The sequence below is a fragment of the Bacillus sp. PK6-026 genome (assembly GCF_054161455.1).
Map to the genome: position 1 here is coordinate 4,134,473 of NZ_CP096418.1, position 20,572 is coordinate 4,155,044.

The window sequence follows — 20,572 nt, forward strand, 5'->3', positions numbered from 1 at the left end:
GTGCCGGGCCGGCTTCTTAGAACAACGGCGGACCAGCCTCACAAAAAAACCGCCCGACGCTTCATAAAGCAGTCAGGCGGCTTTTCGTTTTTACTCGCCGGTTTTTTCTTTTCCGTAATGATACGTTGATGGATCAACAGGTTTGAAGTCTGAAATTTCGTGGAACCTTAACAGATCTTTATAGAGTACTTGGTCGGACAGATCCAGCTGTTCAGACACCTGTGATTTGAGGTTTTCCGTTTCCTGGTTGCCTTTGATCTCTTTTCCTGTCTTTGTATCGTATACGGTCGTATCAATCATCGTGTACTTCGGCGTTACATAGTTTCCATTTCTGAAAGCCACGGTTTCGTCGTGGTCTTTAGAAAAGAGGTCTGTACCAAAGTTGATGTATTTTTTGCTGTCAATACCTTGCAGGTGAAGAAGTGTCGGCATGACATCCATTTCGCCGCCATACGTATGATTGACTCCGCCTTTTTTGCCCGGAACGCGGATCATAAGCGGTACGCGCTGATTCATCGCGTTTTGATACGGTGTAATCTCTTTTCCTAATACTTCTTTCATCGCACGGTTGTGGTTCTCTGAGATTCCGTTGTGGTCGCCATAGATGACGATGACGGAATCATCATATAATCCCGATTTTTTCAGCTCTTTAAAGAAATCTTCAAGCGCTTCGTCAAGATAACGCGCCGTCTGGAAATACCCGTCTACCGTTTTGTCTCCCGTCGTTCCCTTTTCAAGGGTGGCATCCTTTTCATCCAAAATGAACGGATAGTGGTTTGTCAGCGAGATTAAATGCGCATAGAACGGCTGTTTCAGCGATTTCAGCTTCGGAATTGATTCTTCAAAGAACGGCTTGTCTTTCAAGCCAAGGTTGACGAGATTCTCCTCTGACATGTCATATGTGCTGGCATCGAAGAATTTGTCATAGCCAATTTGTTTATACACCTGGTCGCGGTTCCAGAATGACTTGTAATCCCCGTGGAGCACGGCGCTTGTGTAGCCTTCTTTTTGGTTCAGAATCGCCGGCAGGGACTGGTACGTATTTTGCCCTTTTGTTACAAACGCGCTGCCTTCAGGCAGTCCGTAAAGGCTGTTGTCCATCATCAATTCGGCATCCGCGGTTTTACCTTGACCGGTCTGATGGAAAAAGTTATCGAAATACATCATGTCATTCTGGCCGTGCGCCAGCTTGTTCAAGAACGGCGTGACTTCTTTTCCGTTCAGCTTATAATCGATCAAAAACGTCTGGAAGCTTTCCAAATGAATCTTGATGATGTTCTTACCTTTTGCTGCGCCGAAATACTCGTCATTCGGTTTTGCATAATGCGAATTTGTATAGTTAATGACGCTCGTCAGGTCGTCGCTGCTCGCATATGCCTTTTGGCTCGCGTTTTGGGCAGCCTGAACACCATCATAGATCATGTAATTGTAAGGCCCCAAATACTTGACGATATAATTTCGGTCAAATGTTCTTGTCAAAAGCTCCGGACGGTCTGTCTCAGCAACTGCAAGGTTGATGAAAAACAGCGCCACTCCGCCGATAACGACAGTTGCAGCCCATCTTTTTTTCAGTTGTGCCGCCTTCAGTTCAGGCAGCTTCACACATAATGCAATCAGAATGATCAAATCGACGAAATAGATAACGTCATGAAATGCCATGATGTCAAAAACGCCATCCGACATGTTGCCGAGGTTTCCGGCTTGTTTTAAGTTTGCAAACGTCAAAAAGTCATCAAAGAAACGGTAAAACAGGATATTTGCATATAAAGCAAACGTCATCACAGCATCAATGATGATGATCCATATCGCCGACCGACGGCCTTTAGCAAACAAAGCCAAACCGAGTGCAGCAATCGTGAAGCTGAATGGGTTGATAAACAGCAGCATGTGCTGCGTAGACCCTTTCACACCCAAATTAAACTCTAAAAAGTAGGAAGCATAGGTTTTAGCCCATACAAAAACAACAGCTAACACAAAAAAGCTTAGCTTATGAGAGAATATTTTTTTCATGATAACCTCTACCTTTTTAAACTTTTTTCAGACCGCTTTCTGTTTCAGTCAATGAAGCGTGAGGAAACGATAATATATCATTCTACTAAAAGTCTCGGCGGTTTTTCAAGCACGTCCACGATGAAAATCCCCCAGCTTCCCTCACTCAAACAGTCCACGTCTGCGTAAAAAAATTCCGCATTTAAGACTACGGCCTCTAATTAAGACGAATGAATTTCCCCAAAGGTTTCAGTTATTTTCATTCATCTCGAAAATTGCTCTTTCCCGGACGATTAAATATCTTTATGAAATTCATTTAAATAAGCTTTTCTTTGAGCTTCTGTGAACCGGCCGATCCAGTCCGCACGCGCTTCCTCCGTCATATAGGGCAGAATGTATAGCTCGACCGCTTGATAAAATGCCGGTTCAGGAAGAATGTTGTACGTCGGAATCCGCACCATGCCGTTCCCGCGCGTCTCTATCAGTATATCCATAAAGAAAATGCCTTTCGGGCTGAAGCGGTGCTGCGCCATTTTAAGGCTTTTAATGTCCTTGAACAATACAGATTTCTTCCCTGAGAACAGCCGCCCGCCTTCTCCCTCGATCATGCTGAAGATGATGTTTCCTTTTTTCGTGAATGCCGGAAATATCATTAGAAAAGTAATCAAACCATAGATGATCCCGAAAAGTCCGACTCCCAGGTAAAGCAATGAATATTTCGATTCGAGTTTTATTGCTTCATAAAAGAGCCACAATCCGACCAATCCGAAACCTGCCGTCCCCGCAAAAGCCCATACTCTAAAGAACATTCGGCTTTTCACATCAATTGGTTTTTTTTCTTCCTGTTCCAAAAATAATAGACCTCCTTTACTTCAGCAAGCGGATTTCTATATTAATGATATTCATGCCACAATCTACCTTACCACAGAAACCGGTTTCTGCATAAAACTTGCAGTGTGAATGATCACGTATTCGTCCAATCAGCAGACGATCTGTCCCTAATCACGACCCGATGAATACAAAAAGGCTCCCGGCCATCTGCCGGCAGCCTTCCCCTATTTTGAAATATCAACAAATCCTTCGCCGAATACATCCCTGACATCGTGGATGATGACAAATGCTTTTTTATCTGTGCTTCTTATAATTTTCTTGAGCATGGACAGCTCTTGTTTATTAATGACAATGTATAGAATTTCTTTGGAATCGCCCGTATAGTGTCCGCGTCCCGTTAATATCGTGACGCCGCGGTCCATCAAGGTATTGACCTGCGCGGCGATCTCGTTTTTATGCTCAGAAATGATCGTGATCGCTTTTTTCGTGTTGAGCCCTTCGATAATGAAATCCATGACCTTTGTGGCGATGTACAGCATGACAATCGTAAACATCAGCTTTTCAGCACCAATGATAAAGTAGGAACTGAACACGACAACTAAATCGATCATCAGCAAGGCATAGCTGATGTTCCAGTCGAAATATTTATTGGCGATTCTCGCGAGAATCGCAGACCCGGCAGTGGTTCCGCCGACACGAATGATCATGCCGATGCCGACGCCGGCAAATACCCCGGCAAAGATCGTGCTGATGATCACTTCATCAGCCGGCACCGTCCAATCTTCAGTAACATGCAGAAAAAATGAATTGGCCGCCACCGCAATGATGGTATAAATCGTCGTTTTTTTATCCAAAAAGCGATAGCCGATAATCAGAAGAATGCCGTTCAGCACAAAGTTTGTGATGCCCGGAGACCATTCAAAAACGTAGTATAAAATCAGCGTGATCCCCGTGACGCCGCCTTCTCCCAAGTCATTCGGGATGGCGAACAGATTCACGGCTAACGCAAAGAAAAATGCGCCTATAACAATCAGGATCATATCCATTGCTTTCTTTTTCATAAAACTGCATCCCCTTCCTTATTCGTAGTCGATTTCCTGTAAAAAGTAAAAAAGCCCCGGAGAGAAGCTCTTTGATTAAGAGCAAAAACTCCTGGGCTTTTATCCCACCGTGTCATAACGATATCTTCGCTATGTGTTTTCTCTCGGACCAGACCAGCGCGGAACCCACTGCGGAACCCTAGAAAACCACCTTTTCTCTGTTATCAATTTGTCATCTTCAAGCATTATAAGTGAAATTTTGGGGTCTATCAACCCCTTTAACAGCCTGAAAGATTTGTTTTTTTGTAAAATAGCTTCCATCTGCCGACGATAAAACCGTCCTATAATAATAGATATACGTGTTTTGCCTGGGAGGCGCTCTTATGAACAAACAAAAACGGCAATGGCTCATCAAGCAAACCATTCTCGAACATCCGGTAGAAAATCAGGAACAGCTGGCATCCCTGCTGGAAAAACGGGGCATCGCCGTTTCGCAGTCTACCATTTCCCGCGATATTAAAGAAATGTATCTTGTGAAACAGCCCGGTGAAAACGGAAAGCTTGTCTACACGACAAATGCTTCCTTATCCATCAACCCTTCCAAAATATTAAAAGATAAAATCTCCGACGTTGTCCTGCATGTGCATCGGACGGACAACTTGATCATTATTAAAACAATGCCCGGCAACGCCCATGCCATCGGCGTCCTTCTTGATAAGCTGGGAAGCCCGGAAATGCTGGGCTGTATATGCGGGAACGATACATGCCTTGTGATTTCCCAATCGCCTGAGGCAGCCCAATCATTTTGTGATCACTTATGCTGATCCGGCCATCCGGATCAGCTTTTTTTCCCTCAAAAAAATTTTTTCAAAAAATCCCCTTTAAAAATATACACGTTTTATACGTTCTATTCTCTGCTCCTGCAAGGACTCATTTTCGATTTATCATAATTATTCATTTTTGTTTTTGCTTCATCAAAAAACATGTGAAATATATCACGTTTTCGTTGTTATCGCTTTCACATCGCGCTTTTCCTTCCTGTTTTAAGCTGTACATGTAACAAAAAGAGCTTAGGAGGCGGGATGATCATGACAACACCGATACACGTTTACTCTGAAATCGGCCCTTTGAAAACCGTCATGCTGAAGCGGCCCGGTCGGGAACTGGAAAACCTCACACCCGAATATCTGGAAAGGCTTCTCTTTGACGATATTCCCTTTTTGCCAGCGGTGCAAAAAGAGCATGACCAATTTGCAGAAACGTTAAAGAAACAGGGAGTTGAAGTTCTTTATTTAGAAAAGCTGACGGCTGAAGCCCTGGATGACGCTTTCATCCGCGAGCGGTTTATCGATGAGCTGTTAACGGAAAGCAAAGCAGATATCAACGGCGCTTACGACAGACTGAAAGAGTTCTTGCTCACCTTTGACGCCGATTCGATGGTCGAACATGTGATGAGCGGCATTCGAAAAAATGAGCTGGAACGCGAAAAGAAATCGCATCTTCATGAGCTGATGGAAGACCATTATCCATTTTATCTCGATCCGATGCCAAACCTTTACTTCACAAGAGATCCGGCGGCCGCCATCGGAAGCGGACTGACCATCAACAAAATGAAAGAGCCTGCTCGCAGGAGAGAGTCGCTGTTTATGCGCTACATTATCAATCACCACCCGCGTTTTAAAGGACATGAGATTCCGGTTTGGCTTGACCGTGATTTCAAATTCAATATCGAAGGCGGAGATGAGCTTGTCTTAAATGAAGATACCGTAGCGATCGGGGTATCAGAACGGACAACGGCTCAGGCGATCGAGCGTCTTGTCCGGAACTTATTTCAGCGGCAGAGCCGGATTCGCCGCGTACTGGCCGTCGAAATACCGAAGAGCAGAGCCTTTATGCATTTAGATACCGTCTTCACGATGGTTGACCGAGATCAATTCACGATCCATCCCGCCATCCAGGGGCCTGAAGGAGACATGCGGATCTTCGTTCTTGAGAGAGGGGAAACGGCAGACGACATTCGTACGACTGAAGAACACAATCTGCCGGAAGTGCTAAAAAGAACGCTCGGCCTTTCAGATGTCAACTTGATCTTCTGCGGCGGCGGAGACGAAATCGCTTCAGCCAGGGAGCAGTGGAATGACGGTTCCAATACACTCGCGATCGCTCCTGGTGTCGTCGTCACCTATGACCGGAATTACATTTCTAACGAATGTTTGAGAGAACAGGGCATTAAAGTTATCGAAATCCCGAGCGGAGAGCTTTCAAGAGGACGCGGCGGCCCGCGCTGCATGAGCATGCCGCTCTATCGCGAAGATGTGAAATAGCCAAACCTAAAGAAAAAGGAGAGAGATCCATGAACCAAACGATTGATTTAAAAGGCAGAAGCTACTTAGCTGAAAAAGATTTTTCCGAAGAAGAAATCCTCTATTTGCTCGATCTCGCCCAAAAATTAAAAGAAAAAAAAGCGCAAGGCATCAAGCATCGCTATTTGGAAGGTAAAAACATCGCTTTGCTGTTTGAAAAGCCTTCTACAAGAACGCGCTGCGCTTTCACGACAGCCTGTATCGACCTCGGTGCGCATCCCGAATATTTGGGCAAAGACGACATTCAGCTCGGCAAAAAAGAATCGATCGAAGACACAGCCAAAGTTCTCGGCCGCATGTTCGACGGAATTGAATTCCGCGGATTTGAACATGAAAAAGTGATTTCCCTGGCAGAGCATTCCGGTGTACCGGTATGGAACGGGCTGACCGATTTATGGCATCCGACGCAGATGCTTGCGGACTTTATGACAGTGAAAGAACATACGGGACGCGTAAAAGGGATCAAACTCACCTATATCGGCGACGGCCGTAACAACGTCGCGAACAGCCTGCTCATCGGCGGCGCCAAAGTCGGCATGGACGTGAGAATCTGCTCGCCTCAAGAGCTGTTCCCTGATCAAGACATCGTTAAAATGGCGGAAGCGTTCGCCGAAGAATCCGGCGGAAAAATCACCGTCACAAGCGATACAGATGAAGCCGTGTCCGGAGCCGACGTTCTGTATACGGACGTCTGGGTATCCATGGGAGAAGAAGACAAGTTCGCTGAAAGGATCAAACTGCTCAAGCCTTATCAAGTGAATATGGATCTCGTCAAGAAAACAAGAAACGATAACGTCATCTTCCTGCACTGTCTGCCTGCCTTCCACGACCTTCATACAACTTACGGACAAAACGTTTACGATCAGCACGGCCTTAAAGAAATGGAAGTGACGGACGAAGTGTTCCGCAGCAAACACTCTAAAGTGTTCGATGAAGCTGAAAACCGCATGCACACAATTAAAGCTGTCATGGCAGCGACACTCGGCGATCTTGACTGACAGGAAAAGGGGCTCATTCCCTTTTCCATTCTAAACCGAATGAGGTGACAAAAATGGCGGAAGAAAAGAAACTTGGGCTGTTTGCACTTATCGCGCTTGTCATCGGATCGATGATCGGCGGGGGCGCCTTCAACCTTGCAAGCGACATGGCTTCAGGAGCGGGGGCGGGAGCCATTTTAATCGGCTGGATCATCACCGGAGTCGGCATGATTGCCCTGGCCTTCTCTTTCCAAAACTTGACCACGAAAAGGCCTGATTTAGACGGCGGTATTTTCACTTATGCGCGGGAAGGATTCGGCCATTTTATGGGGTTTAACAGCGGCTGGGGGTACTGGTTCGCAGCCCTTCTCGGCAATGTCGCATACGGAACGCTGCTGTTCAGCGCAGTCGGATATTTCATCCCTGCCTTTGGAGACGGACAAAACATCGCATCGATTATCGGTGCAAGCGTAATCCTCTGGTGCGTGCACTTTTTGATCCTGCGCGGCGTACAGTCCGCTGCCATGATCAACTTAATTACGACCATTTCAAAACTGGTACCGATTTTTGCTTTCATTATCGCCATTATCTTTGTGTTTCATCTTGATTTATTTACGAACGATTTCTGGGGAAAAGGGCTGTCGCTCGGTTCCATCGGGACACAGGTCAAGAGCACGATGCTGGTGACCGTCTGGGTGTTTACCGGAATTGAAGGGGCTGTCTTATTCTCAAGCCGTGCCAAAAAATCAAGCGATGTCGGCAAAGCGACTGTCATCGGCTTGATCAGTGTACTTGTGATTTACGTCATGATTACGATGCTGTCGCTCGGCGTCATGAATCAGCAAAACTTGGCCGGGCTTCCGAATCCTTCAATGGCCGCGATCATGGAGCATATCGTCGGCAAATGGGGAGCTGTGCTCATCAACTTGGGATTAATCATTTCCGTATTGGGCGCCTGGCTGGCCTGGACATTATTCGCGGGCGAACTCCCGCTGATCGCGGCGCGCGAAGGGGTCTTCCCGAAATGGTTCGGCAAAGAAAATAAAAACGGCGCGCCGACAAATGCGCTGACTTTGACAAACGCCATTATCCAGCTGTTTTTACTGACGTTTCTCATTTCGGATGCGGCCTATCAGTTTGCATTCTCCTTGGCTTCCTCGGCCATCTTGATCCCGTATCTGTTTTCCGGGCTTTATCAGCTTAAATACAGCTGGCTGCACAAAGAACCCAACCGGGGAAAGAACCTCATCATCGGGATCATCGCAAGCATTTACGGCGTCTGGCTCGTATATGCCGCAGGACTTGATTACCTGCTTTTGACCATGATTTTATACGCTCCCGGCATTCTCGTATTCCGGGCTGTCCGCAAAGGAAAAGAAGGCCCCGTCTTCAATAAGGCCGAGCTTTTGATTGCCGGCGCGATTCTTGTATTGGCTGTCATCGCCGTGATCAGGCTGGCTGCGGGAAGCATTTCAATTTAACAAAACAGAGGTGATGATCAAATGAAAAAAAGAAAAATTGTCGTCGCACTTGGCGGTAATGCCATTCAAACCGGAGATGCCAGTGCAGAAGCGCAAAAGCGCGCGCTTGAAGAAACCGCCATGTATTTGGCGGATATGATCGACAGCGGCGCCGAATTAATCGTCACGCACGGAAACGGCCCGCAGGTCGGAAACCTGATGATTCAGCAAAAAGAGGCGGATTCCCCGAAAACACCGGCCATGCCGCTTGAAACTTGTGTTTCCATGACCCAGGGAATGATCGGCTATTGGCTGCAAAATGCTCTTGACCGGGCGCTGCATGCGAAAGGGAAAGGCGGACATGCGGCAACCGTCATCACCCGCGTCGCCGTCCGAGGCGATGATGAAGCATTCCGCAACCCGACAAAACCGATCGGTCCGTTTTACAGCGAAGAAGAAGCGAAAGAACTGATGAACAGCCGCAACGGCGGCCTCGTTTTTAAAGAAGACGCCGGAAGAGGCTGGCGCCGGGTCGTACCGTCTCCGGCTCCGGTATCGATCCTTGAACACGATGTTATCAATGATCTTGTCGAACACGGACATATCGTCATTGCGGCCGGCGGCGGAGGCGTTCCCGTCATTGAAAACGGCGATGCCGTCTCCGGTATTGACGCCGTCATCGACAAAGACTTTGCCGCCTGCAAACTGGCGGAACTTGTGCAGGCTGACGAACTGGTCATTCTAACAGGTGTCGACTATGTTGCCGTCGATTATTTAAAGCCGACAGAACGCGCGCTGAAACGCGTCACCACCGAAGAACTGAAAGGTTATATAAAAGAAAAGCAATTTGCAGAAGGAAGCATGCTGCCAAAAGTCAAAGCAGCCATCCAATTTGCCGATTCCAAAAAAGGCAATAAAACGGTCATCACATCCCTGAAATTAGCCAAAGACGCTCTCCAAGGAAATGCCGGCACGATTGTCGAACAAGCCTAAAAGCAAAAGGAAGGGCTCGGGGAGGGTTCTTCCTTTTGCCAATCGTCAAAAACAAGTAAAATTTAAACTATATAGCCGCAACATAAGAAAATCGATAAGGGTGGTCCATATGAAGAACAAAGACATCGTACATCAACTGAAAAAGTTTCCTCTTCTCGCTTCCCTGAATAAAAGAGATCTGGAAGATATGAAACAGTTTATCTATTGGCGCACTTACCATAAAGGCCAGATATTATTTATGGAAGACGACCCCCGGGAACGAATGTACCTTCTTCTCGACGGCTTTATCAAACTCGAAAAATCAAACGAAGCTGGATCCATGTTTTATACCGACTATGTACGTCCTCATACCCTCTTTCCATTTGGAGGCTTGTTTCGGGATGAGCATTATCACTATGCCGCCGAAGCCTTAACAGATATTGAACTCTACTATATACCCATGAACATCTTCGAAGATCTCGTCCGGGACAACAAAAACCTGCTTTACGATATTCTCAATCATTTATCAGACATTCTTGCCCTCCACGAGGAAAGGCTGAAGCGCATTACACTCTCCCATGCACACGACAGGGTCACACAAGCCATTTACTATTTAACCGAAAGCCTCGGTCAAAAAGAAAGCAATTCAACCGTCATCAACTGTCCGATCACCGCTGCTGAAATTGCCAAAATCTCAGGGACATCCCGCGAAACCGTCAGCGCCGTCCTGAAAAAGCTCCGCTGCGAAGGCGTGATCAGTCAAATGAACAAGCAGATTATGATCAACCGGCCGGAGTATTTTATGTAAACGCGACAAAAAAAGTAAAACTGACGTATGATATCATTCCGTTTTCATCGGGATGATATCATAGAGAAATCATGTCCTGTCTCTTTTCTGCCTGCTTCAACCACATGTCATAATAGAATCCCTTTTTTTCTATTAATTCTTGATGCCGGAAGTTTACCAAAAGAAGTTAAGTGAATTTTAAACTTCATTTCTTAGATATCCTTAAGTTGTTGGAGGAAAATCATTCTTTTTCATGACTTAAACCATATCCCTCCGTGAAAAATTTCTTACTCCAAGTACCGTAAACAGGATAAACAAAACAATTAATATACTGTAAAACAACGGATATGAGTCAATTGGCGACTCATCAGGAGGAGACATCCCCAGCATAGGCAGGGTCCAAGGATAAATTTGCCCTAATGGCGTATTGGCAGCTATTATGGCCGGCAGTGTGAATCCTATGCTGACCGCGAGCGGTATACCGAATGTCTTATACCTGATGGAGGTGATCAGCTGCAGCACGATAAGCGGAAGGCAGGCAATGGACCCTTGGACGACATATCCTAAAATTGCGAGAAACGGCAGACCTCCTTTTAAACCATTAAGGAACCCGAATAGAATAAAAAGTATGAATAAGATGCCCATCGTCGCAGCAACCATCATCACAACCATCACACTTTTCGCAAAGAAAACCCGCGACCTTAAAACCGGCAGGGCCAACAATTGCTTCCATCCTCCCCCTACATGTTCTCCTCTGCATACAAATGCAGCATATATACCTACAAGAATCGGCAATACAAAGGATCCCATAAAAACGGCAACCTGCGTCCAAGCTTCAACCCACTCGTTGTCACCCGGCTGCACAAACAAATGATAGTTATTTCGAAAGTTAATGTAAGCCAATAGGACGCTAATAAAAGGGGCCAATACATACAACACCCACATTTTCGAACGCTTTAATTTCAACCTTTCAGCAGCTAATATATTTTTTAACATGGTACATCCTCCTACAGAACATCTCGCTTTTTAAAATGAAAGGTCCCAATGATCAAAAGCATCATTCCGACAAAAACATTAATTACGACAAAAGCCGATAGATCCGGATTGACTCCAAGTCCCTCATATTGCAAGATGATGGTCGATGACTGGCTCGGATAAGCGAGCGGAAACCACCGCGTCGTCATTCCGGCGGCTAAAAAGAGACCGACAATGGAACTGACCGTACCGATGAGAATTGCAAACGCCTGGTTTTTAAATGTGATGGACAGCCATAATTGAAAAGACATGATCGGCAATGCCGTCAGCAGCATAACATAACTATCCCCAATTAAAAGACCCCACGGTATCGGCCCTTCAAATCCCAAAGCCTTGCCCAGTACAACCATACCTATTGCAAATATGGTTGCAGTTAAGAGCAGACTGTTGAAAAGACAAATATATTTGCTTAAGTAAATCCCTACTCTTGATACTGGCAGAGACAGCGTTTGTTTCCACGAATTTGTCTGATGCTCTATATTTGCAATAATGGAGGCAATAATCGTTACGGCTAAAGGAAAACCCAGCCCAAACAGCATGCTGTTGTCAAAAAGCATATACTGCCACATAGAGGACGCCTTAAACATTTCAGCTTGCTTTTGGACATACTCTCCCCGGTAAGTTAAATTCAACAGCTCATAAGCCAGAACAACAAGGGGAACCAAGAAGACGACGATAAACAAAGAGGATCGCTTCAGCTTCAGGAGATCACCGCGCAGCACTTGTCTCATAAACTTCCCTCCGTACCTGTCAGCTCCAGGAAGATGTCTTCTAAAGACCGTTTTACTTCTTCTAATCTATAAACAGAGACTCCCGACTGTACCAGAATTCCGTTGATTTCTGAAACAAATTCAGGCGATGTTTCGCTGATCCACAAGTTTCCTTCCTGGAGTTTCACATGCAATCCCCGTTTCTGTATAATAGATTGGGCTTCATGAATATTATTCGCTCCAATCTTCAGGAGCGGTTTTTGTTTTTTCCTTAATTCTTCGATATCATCTTGGAAAATGAGCTTCCCGTTCATAATAATACCCACTTGTGTCGCCATCTGGTCAATCTCGCTTAATAAATGACTGGATACCAGCACGGTCATGCCATATTGATCAGGTAACTCCTTTATCAACTCCCTGATTTCGTGAATACCTGCGGGGTCCAGGCCATTCGTCGGTTCATCCAGCACCAGGAGATCAGGTTTGCTCATTAAAGCAGCCGCAATCCCTAATCTTTGCTTCATTCCCAGCGAGTACTCTTTCGCTAATCGATCAGCCACTTTCGCCAGACGCACAATCTCAAGCACTTCCGCAATCCGCGCCTCCGGCAAATCACGAACCCTGCGAATCACCTCGAGATTTTCCCTTCCGGTTAAATTTCCGTAATAAGACGGTGATTCAACTAGAGAACCGATTCTCCGCAGGATTTGCAGGCGATGTTTGCGGATATCCTGGCCAAATAGCTGAATATCTCCTTTTGTAGGCTTGATCAACCCTAACAGCATCCTGATCGTTGTGGTTTTTCCGGCACCGTTCGGTCCTAAGAAACCATATATTTGTCCTTTTTTTATTTTCATCTCCAACCCGCTGACCGATGTTTGTTTTCCAAATTTTTTTGTTAAATTTTTTGTTAATACGATATGTTGTTCCACTGTTCCTCACCTCATCTTTATCTTAGACTCATTTGCATTAATGCGCCTTAAACCCTTCCTAAACATTGCCTAAACACGGGAAAACAGCTGCTGCATCGCCAAAAAAGGAACCCGACAAATATATGCTATATAAAATAAGAGGCTGTTTTTCTTGTTAAGAAACAGCCTCTTGCAATATGAATGATGATGAAATTAGCAAATGCACTCAGAAATGATTGTCCATACACCGCCTCCGCCAGGCAATGTTAAGGAATATAAAAGTTAGAATTTTAAGAAAATTGAACATCGCTTAAATTTCAGCCGCCATAACTTTCTTTGCCTGCTATTTCATGTGAAAATGAAAGCGTATCATTAATGGAGGTCATAAAATGGATCATTCTTTCGGACAATGCAAAGTGTTAATCGTTGATGATGACCAGCATATTTTAGATTTATTAAACGTGGTGTTTGAAAACGAAGGGTTCTCTGATGTCTTAAACGCCAAGAACGGAGAGGAAGCACTCCATCTTTTAAAACATCAAGAGCCGGATATCGTCCTGCTTGATGTGATGCTTCCGGATTCAGATGGATTCACTCTTTGCAATCAATTCCGCCAATTTACAAATATCCCCGTTCTTTTTCTTACAGCTAAAACATCTGATTTGGATAAACTGCAAGGCTTTAGTTTTGGGGGAGACGACTACATTACCAAACCTTTTAACCCTCTTGAAATCGTTGCCCGTGTTAAAGCCCAGTTAAAACGATATAAAGATTTTACAACCTCATCATCCAAACCGTCTTATAATTTCGGGGATTTTCAAGTAGATGAAATATCGGGGAAGCTGGTTGTTGATGGAATAAGAGTCGAGTGTCCGGCTCAGGAGTTTAAGCTTCTACTGTATTTTTGCAACCACCCCAATCAAATCTTAAGCAAACAAAAGATTTACAGAGATGTTTGGGGAGAGTTTTATAATGGCGACAGTACGGTCATGGTACATGTTCGCCGGCTTAGAGAAAAAATTGAAAAAGATCCGAGCCGCCCAAAATGGATTAAGACGGCAAGGGGGCTGGGTTACATTTTTGAAGTTCAGCCGACAGGTGGAAAGCAATGAGGCTAAGAGATCGGATTGCTTTTCACTTTATATCCCGAATCATTCTCCTAATCGTTATTTGTATCGCTTTATTTGTGATCAGCACACTTTTTTTTACTTTTTTTCTCAATAATCGAGAGACGCATCAATCCCCGCTTTCTTTATCAAGCTTAGTTCGCCAAACATCCGTAAAAGATGGAAAAATATCAGTTGAAGCTGATACGATCAGACATTTAAAGGAATATCATATGTGGCTTCAGATTCTTGATGAAGAGGGAAACGAACTTTATTCATCCAACAAGCCAGGCAATATTCCCAGCCATTATATTCCCGGCGAACTTGTCTCGGATTATGTTTATCCCGCTAAAAAAGGCTTTCATCTTTCAACATGGTTTGATACGAAAGACAGCCAGACATTGACGTGGATATTGGGTGAACCATTTAAAGCTGACAACCCGTTTCTCTATTGGACAAACCAGCTGTGGATCCTTTCAATGATCATGATGGGGATTATTGTTGCGCTGTACTTCGGAAAACAGCTTGGCGCACCTTTGCTTTATATCGTTTCATGGATTGAAAATCTCTCCAAGGGAAAATATGCAGAGCCGGCATTTTCTTCGTTCATTCCAAAAAAAAAGAAAAAACCCGGATATAAGCTATACCAAGAACTAATGAATGCAATGAGCAATCTTACATATATCCTTCAGAAAAACAAATCGGAAAGCGAAAAACTGGAAAGAACACGGGAAGAATGGATGACAGGCGTATCCCACGACTTAAAGACGCCGTTGTCAGTGGTTAAAGGATACACAATTCTTTTATCATCTGAAAAACATGAATGGAATCAGGAAAAAGTACGGGATTTTGCAAACATTATGAACGAGCGGGTAGAGTATATGGAAGAATTAATAGAAGAATTCAACCTAACTTTCCGCTTAAAAAATGGTGCCCTCCCGATTCAAAAAGAAGAAAAAGACATTGTAGGCTTGTTAAGGGAAACTTTATCCGCATTACAAAGCTTGCCGGAATCGAAAGATAAACATTTCGAATTTCAGACGGACCGAGACGCAATTGCTTTTTATATGGATGAAAAATACATGCAGCGCGCCTTGGAAAACCTGATCGCCAACAGTATTAAGCATAACCCTACAGGGACTGAGGTAAAGGTCAGTATTCAGCAAGATGAATCTCTTTCTTTCACTATTTTAATAGAAGACAACGGAATCGGCATGGAAGAAGAAACATTGGAGCATTTATTTGATCGCTATTACAGAGGAACGAACGCCTCTTCAAACACTTCAGGGACTGGATTGGGCATGACGATTGCCAGACAGATCATTTATGCACACGAAGGTGATATTGAAATTTACAGTGAACCTGATCACGGTACTCAAATTAAGGTTATTTTTCCAACGAAGAGAGAATAAAGGGTACAGATCATAAGAAAGAATCATCCCGCTTTTGATCGGGATGATTTCTCTTTTTGTTTATTTATAGAGCAGATCCGGTTCTGTTTCAAACTGTCTGTTTTGAATGATTTCCCGATAAAAATGAGCGGATTTCTTCAGCGCCCGCTTGCGGCATTGCTCTAATTGAATCTCAACAAGGCCGTAGCGGTTTTTAAAGGCGTTCATCGGAGAGACGTTGTCCGTGAACGCCCAAAGCATATAGCCTTTGCAGTTTGCGCCGTCTGCGATCCCTTTCATTGCCTCTCTCAAATGGGCCGAAATAAAATCGATTCTGTAGTCATCCTGAATGACACCTTCTTCATTTTTAAAACGCTCCTCATGTTCGACGCCCATCCCGTTTTCCGCAATCAGCCATTCGATATTTCCGTACTCATGTTTGAGTCTCATCGCCATATCATAGACAATTTGGGGATAGATCTCCCATCCTCTGAATGGGTTCATTTTTCTGCCGGGCAGCTCAAAGTATTCATAGTAATAAGCGGGATGAAATGGCGTTGAGTCATTCCACTGTCTTGACGGAGCTTTTACACGGCGGGGGTAATAAAGGTTAATGCCGGCAAAATCTACTGTATGCTGTTTGATGATGTCAAGCTCCGCCTCATCATGGTCAAACAGAATATCGTGTTTAACCAAGAGCTCTATCAATTCATCGGGATAGGCGCCTTTGATGCTCGGATCCAAAAAAACCCTGTTAAAAAACAAATCATAGATGCGGGCCGCTTTTTGGTCATGAGGCGCGCTTGATCTCGCATAAGTAACCTCCGGATTCAAAATAACGCCGATTTTGGCGCCTTCCAGGCAATCGGACTTGCGGGCGCGAAAAAGCCTGACGCATTTCGCCGTCGCCAATGCCTTATTAAAATTCCATTGCATCCATTTTTTCGTGTTCTGCTCATATGGATATCGAATTGCATCAAGGAAAATCCGGGTTTGCGGGACAATCGGTTCATTAAAAGTAAACCAATATTTCACCCTGTCTCCATATCGTTCAAATACTCTTTCCGCATATGCCGCAAATAAATCTATGACATGTTTAGACCCCCACCCTCCGTATTTCTCCATTAAAACTGCGGGAATCTCATAATGTTCAAGGCAAATCATCGGTTCCACACCTGATGCAATCAGCTCATTGATGACATCGTCGATATAGCCTGCGTACACTTCGTCAACTTCTGCTGTTTCATAATCAATCAGAAAGCGGGACCAGTTAATCGATGTCCGGTAATGTGTCAAGCCGATCTCTTTCATATGATGAATATCCTCTTTATAGCGGTTATAAAAATCGGTTGCCACAGCCGGTCCGTATCCGTTATGCCATACATGCGGGTCATTCTTGTACCACATATCCAAATAAGAATCCTGTGTCGGCCGCTTCCCGGCCCACCCCTCTGTCTGCCACGCCGACGCTGCTGCGCCGAGAATAAAATCGGCGGGAATCTTCCACGTTTGTCTCGCCATTTCGTTCGCCCCTTTCAACACCTTTACATGGAAACATTGTTTTCAGAATTTACCGTAAGGCTTCGATTCATCAACATCACAAACGGAAGATAAATAAGGGCAGAGACGATGATGCATACGATTTGTGTGACGACGGCGCCGAGGCTTCCTCCTGTCGACAGCCACGCGTTGATAATCGGCGGTGTCGTCCACGGCACCATGACAACGGCTTTTCCGGCAAAGCCCGCCGCTGTCGCGATGTAACCGATCGCCCCCGTCACAAGCGGCGTCACAATAAAAGGAATCGCCATTAACGGATTCAGCATGACGGGAACCCCGAAGATCACCGGTTCATTGATATTGAAGATGCCGGGACCAAACGAAATTTTTGTAATGCTGCGCAAATCCTCCCGTTTCCCCGCGATAAAAATCGCGATCAACAGGCCGATCGTGACGCCGGATCCGCCGATGCTCATGTACACATCCCAAAACGGCATCGTAATGATATTCGGAATCGATTCGCCGGCAGCGTATGCATTCATATTGACGGTAATCGAAGCGAGCAGCAAAGGCTCCCTGATCGGCTTCACCATCTGGTTTCCGTGTATGCCGATGACCCAGAAAAACTGTGCGACAAACACTAGCAGCAAAATGCCGGGAAGGCCTTGAATCGCACCCTCAAGCGGTTTTTGCACGACATTGTACACAGCTTCATGAAGGTATACGCCCGTCAGCCGATGAAAAGCAAATCCGAAGCTGGCGATGATCGTGACCGTAATAATCGAAGGAAATAAAGTGCCGAACGAGACAGAGACATTGGCCGGCACGCTGTCCGGCATTTTAATTTTGAGCCGGTCCATGCTCGAAAGCTTGCTGAAGATTTCAACAGACACAATCGAAATAAACATCCCCAAAAACAGTGACTTCGGATCCGTAAATTCCTTGGCCAGCACATTAACCACTTCCTGCATCGAACCGTTCACTTCCAACAGCACCGTCGATGGAATGACAGAGATATAGGACATCAGCGCCATCAAGCCGGGAAAAAATGATTCATGCCCATTCAGCTTCCCGAGCTCAATCCCGATCAAAAACACTGCGCCGATCGTAATAAAGTTCAGCGTCGCATAATTGATCGAGGCCATAATCGGCTCAAGCGCAGACAAGAACCGAAAAGGCTCGAAAACCGCAAGTCCCGTCTCGGGGCTCATCACCATATTCTGCATCAGAACCGCAAACGCCCCGGCAATGATGACCGGCATCAGTGTAACAAACGCCGACTTAATGACCATGATATATTTGAAGCTTGTAATTTTAAAAGCGACCCGCTCAAACATCTCGGTCACCTTCGCCATCCTGCTCATTTACTCTCCCCCTTTTTTTGGTGGTTTGCTTTTACTTTACAATGAAAACGCTTTCTTTTCGGTGCATATTTTTTCCTTTGGGAGAGGAAATTTTTCAGGTTGGGAGGCCTTCAAAGCAGACAACCCGCCGTTTCACTGAAACAGCGGGTCTTATATTTTACTGTGGCAATTGCACTTTGATCGGCTTGAACGGTGTGGAATAAAATGCACTTAAATAACCAAACTCGACATCAAGCGAATATTGGTCAAGACTGAAGTTTTTCGCTCCAAATTCACCATCTAACGTAAAGTCTGAACGGAATCGAAGTTTTTCAGGATCTAGCACTTTTGTAAAATTACCTTTTACGCTGTGTCCCTCCGGCGCCTCGTCAAAGCCTTTATAAGCCGAATCAACCAGCGACATCGTTTCTAAAAAATTTTGCATGCTGTCCATATCGATCTTAGATTGATCGACATGTTTCAAATGATAGTCGACAGACAGTTTGCTGCCGTTTTGTTTCACCTGATCAACGGCAATCTGGAAATCATGACGGTCAGCGCTCAGCACGGCGGGCGTTTTTGTGAGTGGCAGCGTTTTTTCGGAATCGCCCATACTGCTGCTCGCCTCAATCTTGAGGTATTTTGTTCCTTTATTCACTTTTTCAAGGATCAGCCTTTCTTCGTGACGAACCTTGTTTCCTTTCTTTGTACTGTCTGTCGTCCTCTGCCCGCCACTCAAATAAGGGATTTCGTTTCCTTTATCATCGGTCACTTTTATAATTGATGTACGATCGTTTGGATGTTCCTCTGAATTGGATACTTCATAGTCGATGACAGTCGATTCTTTTCCGAGAATTACCGTTTTTACGGCGAGCTTATGGCCATCAGCCGATTGTGTATTGTTTTTGGTTACGTGGAGCGTTTTATACGGCAGTTTATCAACCGGAATGTCGAACTTCCATTTCCCTCTGATTCCGTTAATATCTGTGATCGTAACCGGGAGTGTCAGTTTATCGGGAATATGTTTATCTGGATAGCCCATTTGAATGTAGCCGGTATAGCCATCCTCTGTTTTCTTTATGTCTCCTTGAGAAGCGATCGCCCATTTGCGCTCGCCATTAAATAATGTGAAATGAATCATTCTCGCTCCATCATCCAAATCTTTTCTTGTATCACTTTTCACCTTAAACGTCATACCGATGATTCCGCCGTCAAAATAAACGCTTGTCGCCGTCACGTCTATGTTGTTGCTGGACGCTTTCTCGTTCAGTTCAGTGACAAGCTGGCCCGCCACCAAGTTTTGACCGACATAGTCATGGAATTGTTGATACGCTTTCCCAAACAGCGGGACGTCAGCCAACACGCTTTGCATCGCTGGGGAAACGAAGCCGCTGCCGAGAAGGAGCACAGCGGCCGCGCCTGAAACAAAAATGGTTCGTTTCACGGCGTGCTTCGGCCGAAACCTTTTTTCCCGCTTGGCCCGATTGATGCCTTTATCGATTGATTCGCGGATTTCTTTTGTAGGAACATTGATCTTGTTTACTTCGTTTTTGAACCATTGTTTGTCCATGCGTCTTCTCCCCCAGTCAGTAGTTGTTTTAATTCAAGCTTCGCTCTTTTCAAATAGGTCTTAACGGTTCCTTCAGGAGCATTCATCACCTCGGCGATATCATGTATCGGCAGGTCGTGATAATAAAATAGAATAATGGCGGTTTGATATTCTTTTCGCAACCGCTGAACGGCTTCAAGCATCCCCATTCTGTCGTCCGCATCCATCTCCTGCTCCTGGCCTTCATCCTGCAGCGGCCTGTCCATTAAAACCACTTTCTTTTTCTTGTCTAATAAGGCATATGCATGATGAATGAGGATTTTCGTCAGCCATGTCAAAAAGTATTCGGGATTCCTCAGCTGGGCAATCGATAAAAATGCCTTGTACGCCGTCTCCTGAACGATATCTAACGCGTCCTCCTTATTTCGCACATATATGTAAGCTGTTCTGTAAAGCTGATCGCTGTGCTTTTGAAACAGCATTTCAAAAGCTTTGGCATTGCCTGCGACAGCTTTCTTAACTAATCTGATTTGCTTCACTGTTGCGCCTCCTTCAAACATTAGAGAAGAGAATGGATGAGAAAAGTTTCAAAAGGACGGAATTTTTTC

Annotated in this window: 18 protein-coding genes and 1 riboswitch; of the genes, 8 read left to right on the forward strand and 10 right to left on the reverse strand. The window is 45.1% G+C overall.

Translation table 11 applies throughout. From position 1 onward, the window contains the following. Nucleotides 1-90: 90 nt before the first annotated feature. The 3 genes from M1D59_RS21070 to M1D59_RS21080 form a co-directional block, all read right to left on the reverse strand. Entirely contained in the window at nt 91-2,010 is a 1,920-nt protein-coding gene (locus M1D59_RS21070; RefSeq protein ID WP_023856932.1) for an LTA synthase family protein, read from the reverse strand. Nucleotides 2,011-2,282: 272 nt separating this feature from the next. Next, entirely contained in the window at nt 2,283-2,840 is a 558-nt protein-coding gene (locus tag M1D59_RS21075) for a YfjD family protein (RefSeq protein ID WP_161517464.1), read from the reverse strand. 204 nt (nt 2,841-3,044) lie between these two features. Further along, nucleotides 3,045-3,881 (reverse strand): YitT family protein, encoded by an 837-nt coding sequence (locus M1D59_RS21080; protein ID WP_020453462.1) that lies wholly within the window; start codon nt 3,879-3,881, stop codon nt 3,045-3,047. An 86-nt stretch (nt 3,882-3,967) separates the two neighbouring features. Then, nucleotides 3,968-4,074: riboswitch (guanidine-I (ykkC/yxkD leader) on the reverse strand. A 169-nt stretch (nt 4,075-4,243) separates the two neighbouring features. On the opposite strand from M1D59_RS21080, the gene argR reads away from it, so the two are divergent. The 6 genes from argR (at nt 4,244) to M1D59_RS21110 (ending at nt 10,440) form a co-directional block, all read left to right on the forward strand. Further along, nucleotides 4,244-4,684, forward strand: coding sequence for an arginine repressor (gene argR / locus M1D59_RS21085; protein WP_020453463.1), 441 nt, complete (start codon nt 4,244-4,246; stop codon nt 4,682-4,684). 264 nt (nt 4,685-4,948) lie between these two features. Then, nucleotides 4,949-6,184 carry an arginine deiminase gene (arcA, locus tag M1D59_RS21090; protein ID WP_023856930.1) on the forward strand — a complete coding sequence of 412 codons (1,236 nt, stop codon included), beginning with the start codon at nt 4,949-4,951 and terminating at the stop codon, nt 6,182-6,184. A gap of 29 nt (nt 6,185-6,213) precedes the next feature. Beyond that, the gene (argF, locus tag M1D59_RS21095) at nt 6,214-7,221 is read left to right on the forward strand and encodes an ornithine carbamoyltransferase (protein ID WP_026580329.1); all 1,008 of its coding nucleotides are present in this window, start codon (nt 6,214-6,216) and stop codon (nt 7,219-7,221) included. 53 nt (nt 7,222-7,274) lie between these two features. Further along, nucleotides 7,275-8,681 carry an arginine-ornithine antiporter gene (gene arcD, locus M1D59_RS21100; protein WP_458117671.1) on the forward strand — a complete coding sequence of 469 codons (1,407 nt, stop codon included), beginning with the start codon at nt 7,275-7,277 and terminating at the stop codon, nt 8,679-8,681. Between the two features lie 21 nt (nt 8,682-8,702). Beyond that, nucleotides 8,703-9,653: a carbamate kinase gene (gene arcC / locus M1D59_RS21105; protein ID WP_224146293.1), complete on the forward strand. Its 951-nt coding sequence runs from the start codon at nt 8,703-8,705 to the stop codon at nt 9,651-9,653. 109 nt (nt 9,654-9,762) lie between these two features. After that, entirely contained in the window at nt 9,763-10,440 is a 678-nt protein-coding gene (locus tag M1D59_RS21110) for a Crp/Fnr family transcriptional regulator (protein WP_020453468.1), read from the forward strand. Between the two features lie 237 nt (nt 10,441-10,677). Here the strand turns inward: M1D59_RS21110 and M1D59_RS21115 are convergent, their stop codons facing one another. Genes M1D59_RS21115 through M1D59_RS21125 form a run of 3 tightly spaced genes read right to left on the reverse strand, consistent with a single transcriptional unit; the run spans nt 10,678 to nt 13,096 of the window. After that, nucleotides 10,678-11,415 carry an ABC transporter permease gene (locus M1D59_RS21115; protein WP_224146292.1) on the reverse strand — a complete coding sequence of 246 codons (738 nt, stop codon included), beginning with the start codon at nt 11,413-11,415 and terminating at the stop codon, nt 10,678-10,680. Nucleotides 11,416-11,426: 11 nt separating this feature from the next. Further along, on the reverse strand, nt 11,427-12,185 hold the full coding sequence (locus tag M1D59_RS21120) for an ABC transporter permease (RefSeq protein ID WP_224146291.1): 759 nt from the start codon (nt 12,183-12,185) through the stop codon (nt 11,427-11,429). Next, nucleotides 12,182-13,096 (reverse strand): ABC transporter ATP-binding protein, encoded by a 915-nt coding sequence (locus M1D59_RS21125; RefSeq protein WP_216919194.1) that lies wholly within the window; start codon nt 13,094-13,096, stop codon nt 12,182-12,184. Before M1D59_RS21125 ends, M1D59_RS21120 begins: the two co-directional genes overlap by 4 nt. Nucleotides 13,097-13,464: 368 nt before the next feature. Between M1D59_RS21125 and M1D59_RS21130 the strand changes: the two genes are divergently transcribed. Then, entirely contained in the window at nt 13,465-14,187 is a 723-nt protein-coding gene (locus tag M1D59_RS21130) for a response regulator transcription factor (protein ID WP_216919192.1), read from the forward strand. Further along, nucleotides 14,184-15,593: a sensor histidine kinase gene (locus tag M1D59_RS21135; protein ID WP_224146290.1), complete on the forward strand. Its 1,410-nt coding sequence runs from the start codon at nt 14,184-14,186 to the stop codon at nt 15,591-15,593. The genes M1D59_RS21130 and M1D59_RS21135 overlap by 4 nt, the downstream gene beginning before the upstream one ends. A 60-nt stretch (nt 15,594-15,653) precedes the next feature. On the opposite strand, the gene M1D59_RS21140 is transcribed toward M1D59_RS21135, so the two are convergent. From M1D59_RS21140 to M1D59_RS21155, 4 genes are all read right to left on the reverse strand, one after another. Further along, the gene (locus M1D59_RS21140) at nt 15,654-17,093 is read right to left on the reverse strand and encodes a glycoside hydrolase family 1 protein (RefSeq protein WP_458117672.1); all 1,440 of its coding nucleotides are present in this window, start codon (nt 17,091-17,093) and stop codon (nt 15,654-15,656) included. A gap of 23 nt (nt 17,094-17,116) precedes the next feature. Continuing rightward, nucleotides 17,117-18,436, reverse strand: a complete 1,320-nt coding sequence (locus tag M1D59_RS21145) for a PTS sugar transporter subunit IIC (RefSeq protein ID WP_025810572.1) — start codon at nt 18,434-18,436, stop codon at nt 17,117-17,119. Nucleotides 18,437-18,593: 157 nt separating this feature from the next. Beyond that, complete coding sequence (locus M1D59_RS21150; RefSeq protein ID WP_268460946.1) at nt 18,594-19,985, reverse strand: DUF4179 domain-containing protein; 1,392 nt, start codon at nt 19,983-19,985, stop codon at nt 18,594-18,596. Continuing rightward, a complete protein-coding gene (locus M1D59_RS21155) occupies nt 19,955-20,524 on the reverse strand; it encodes a sigma-70 family RNA polymerase sigma factor (RefSeq protein WP_146873914.1) in 570 nt (189 codons plus the stop codon). Before M1D59_RS21155 ends, M1D59_RS21150 begins: the two co-directional genes overlap by 31 nt. Nucleotides 20,525-20,572: the final 48 nt, after the last annotated feature.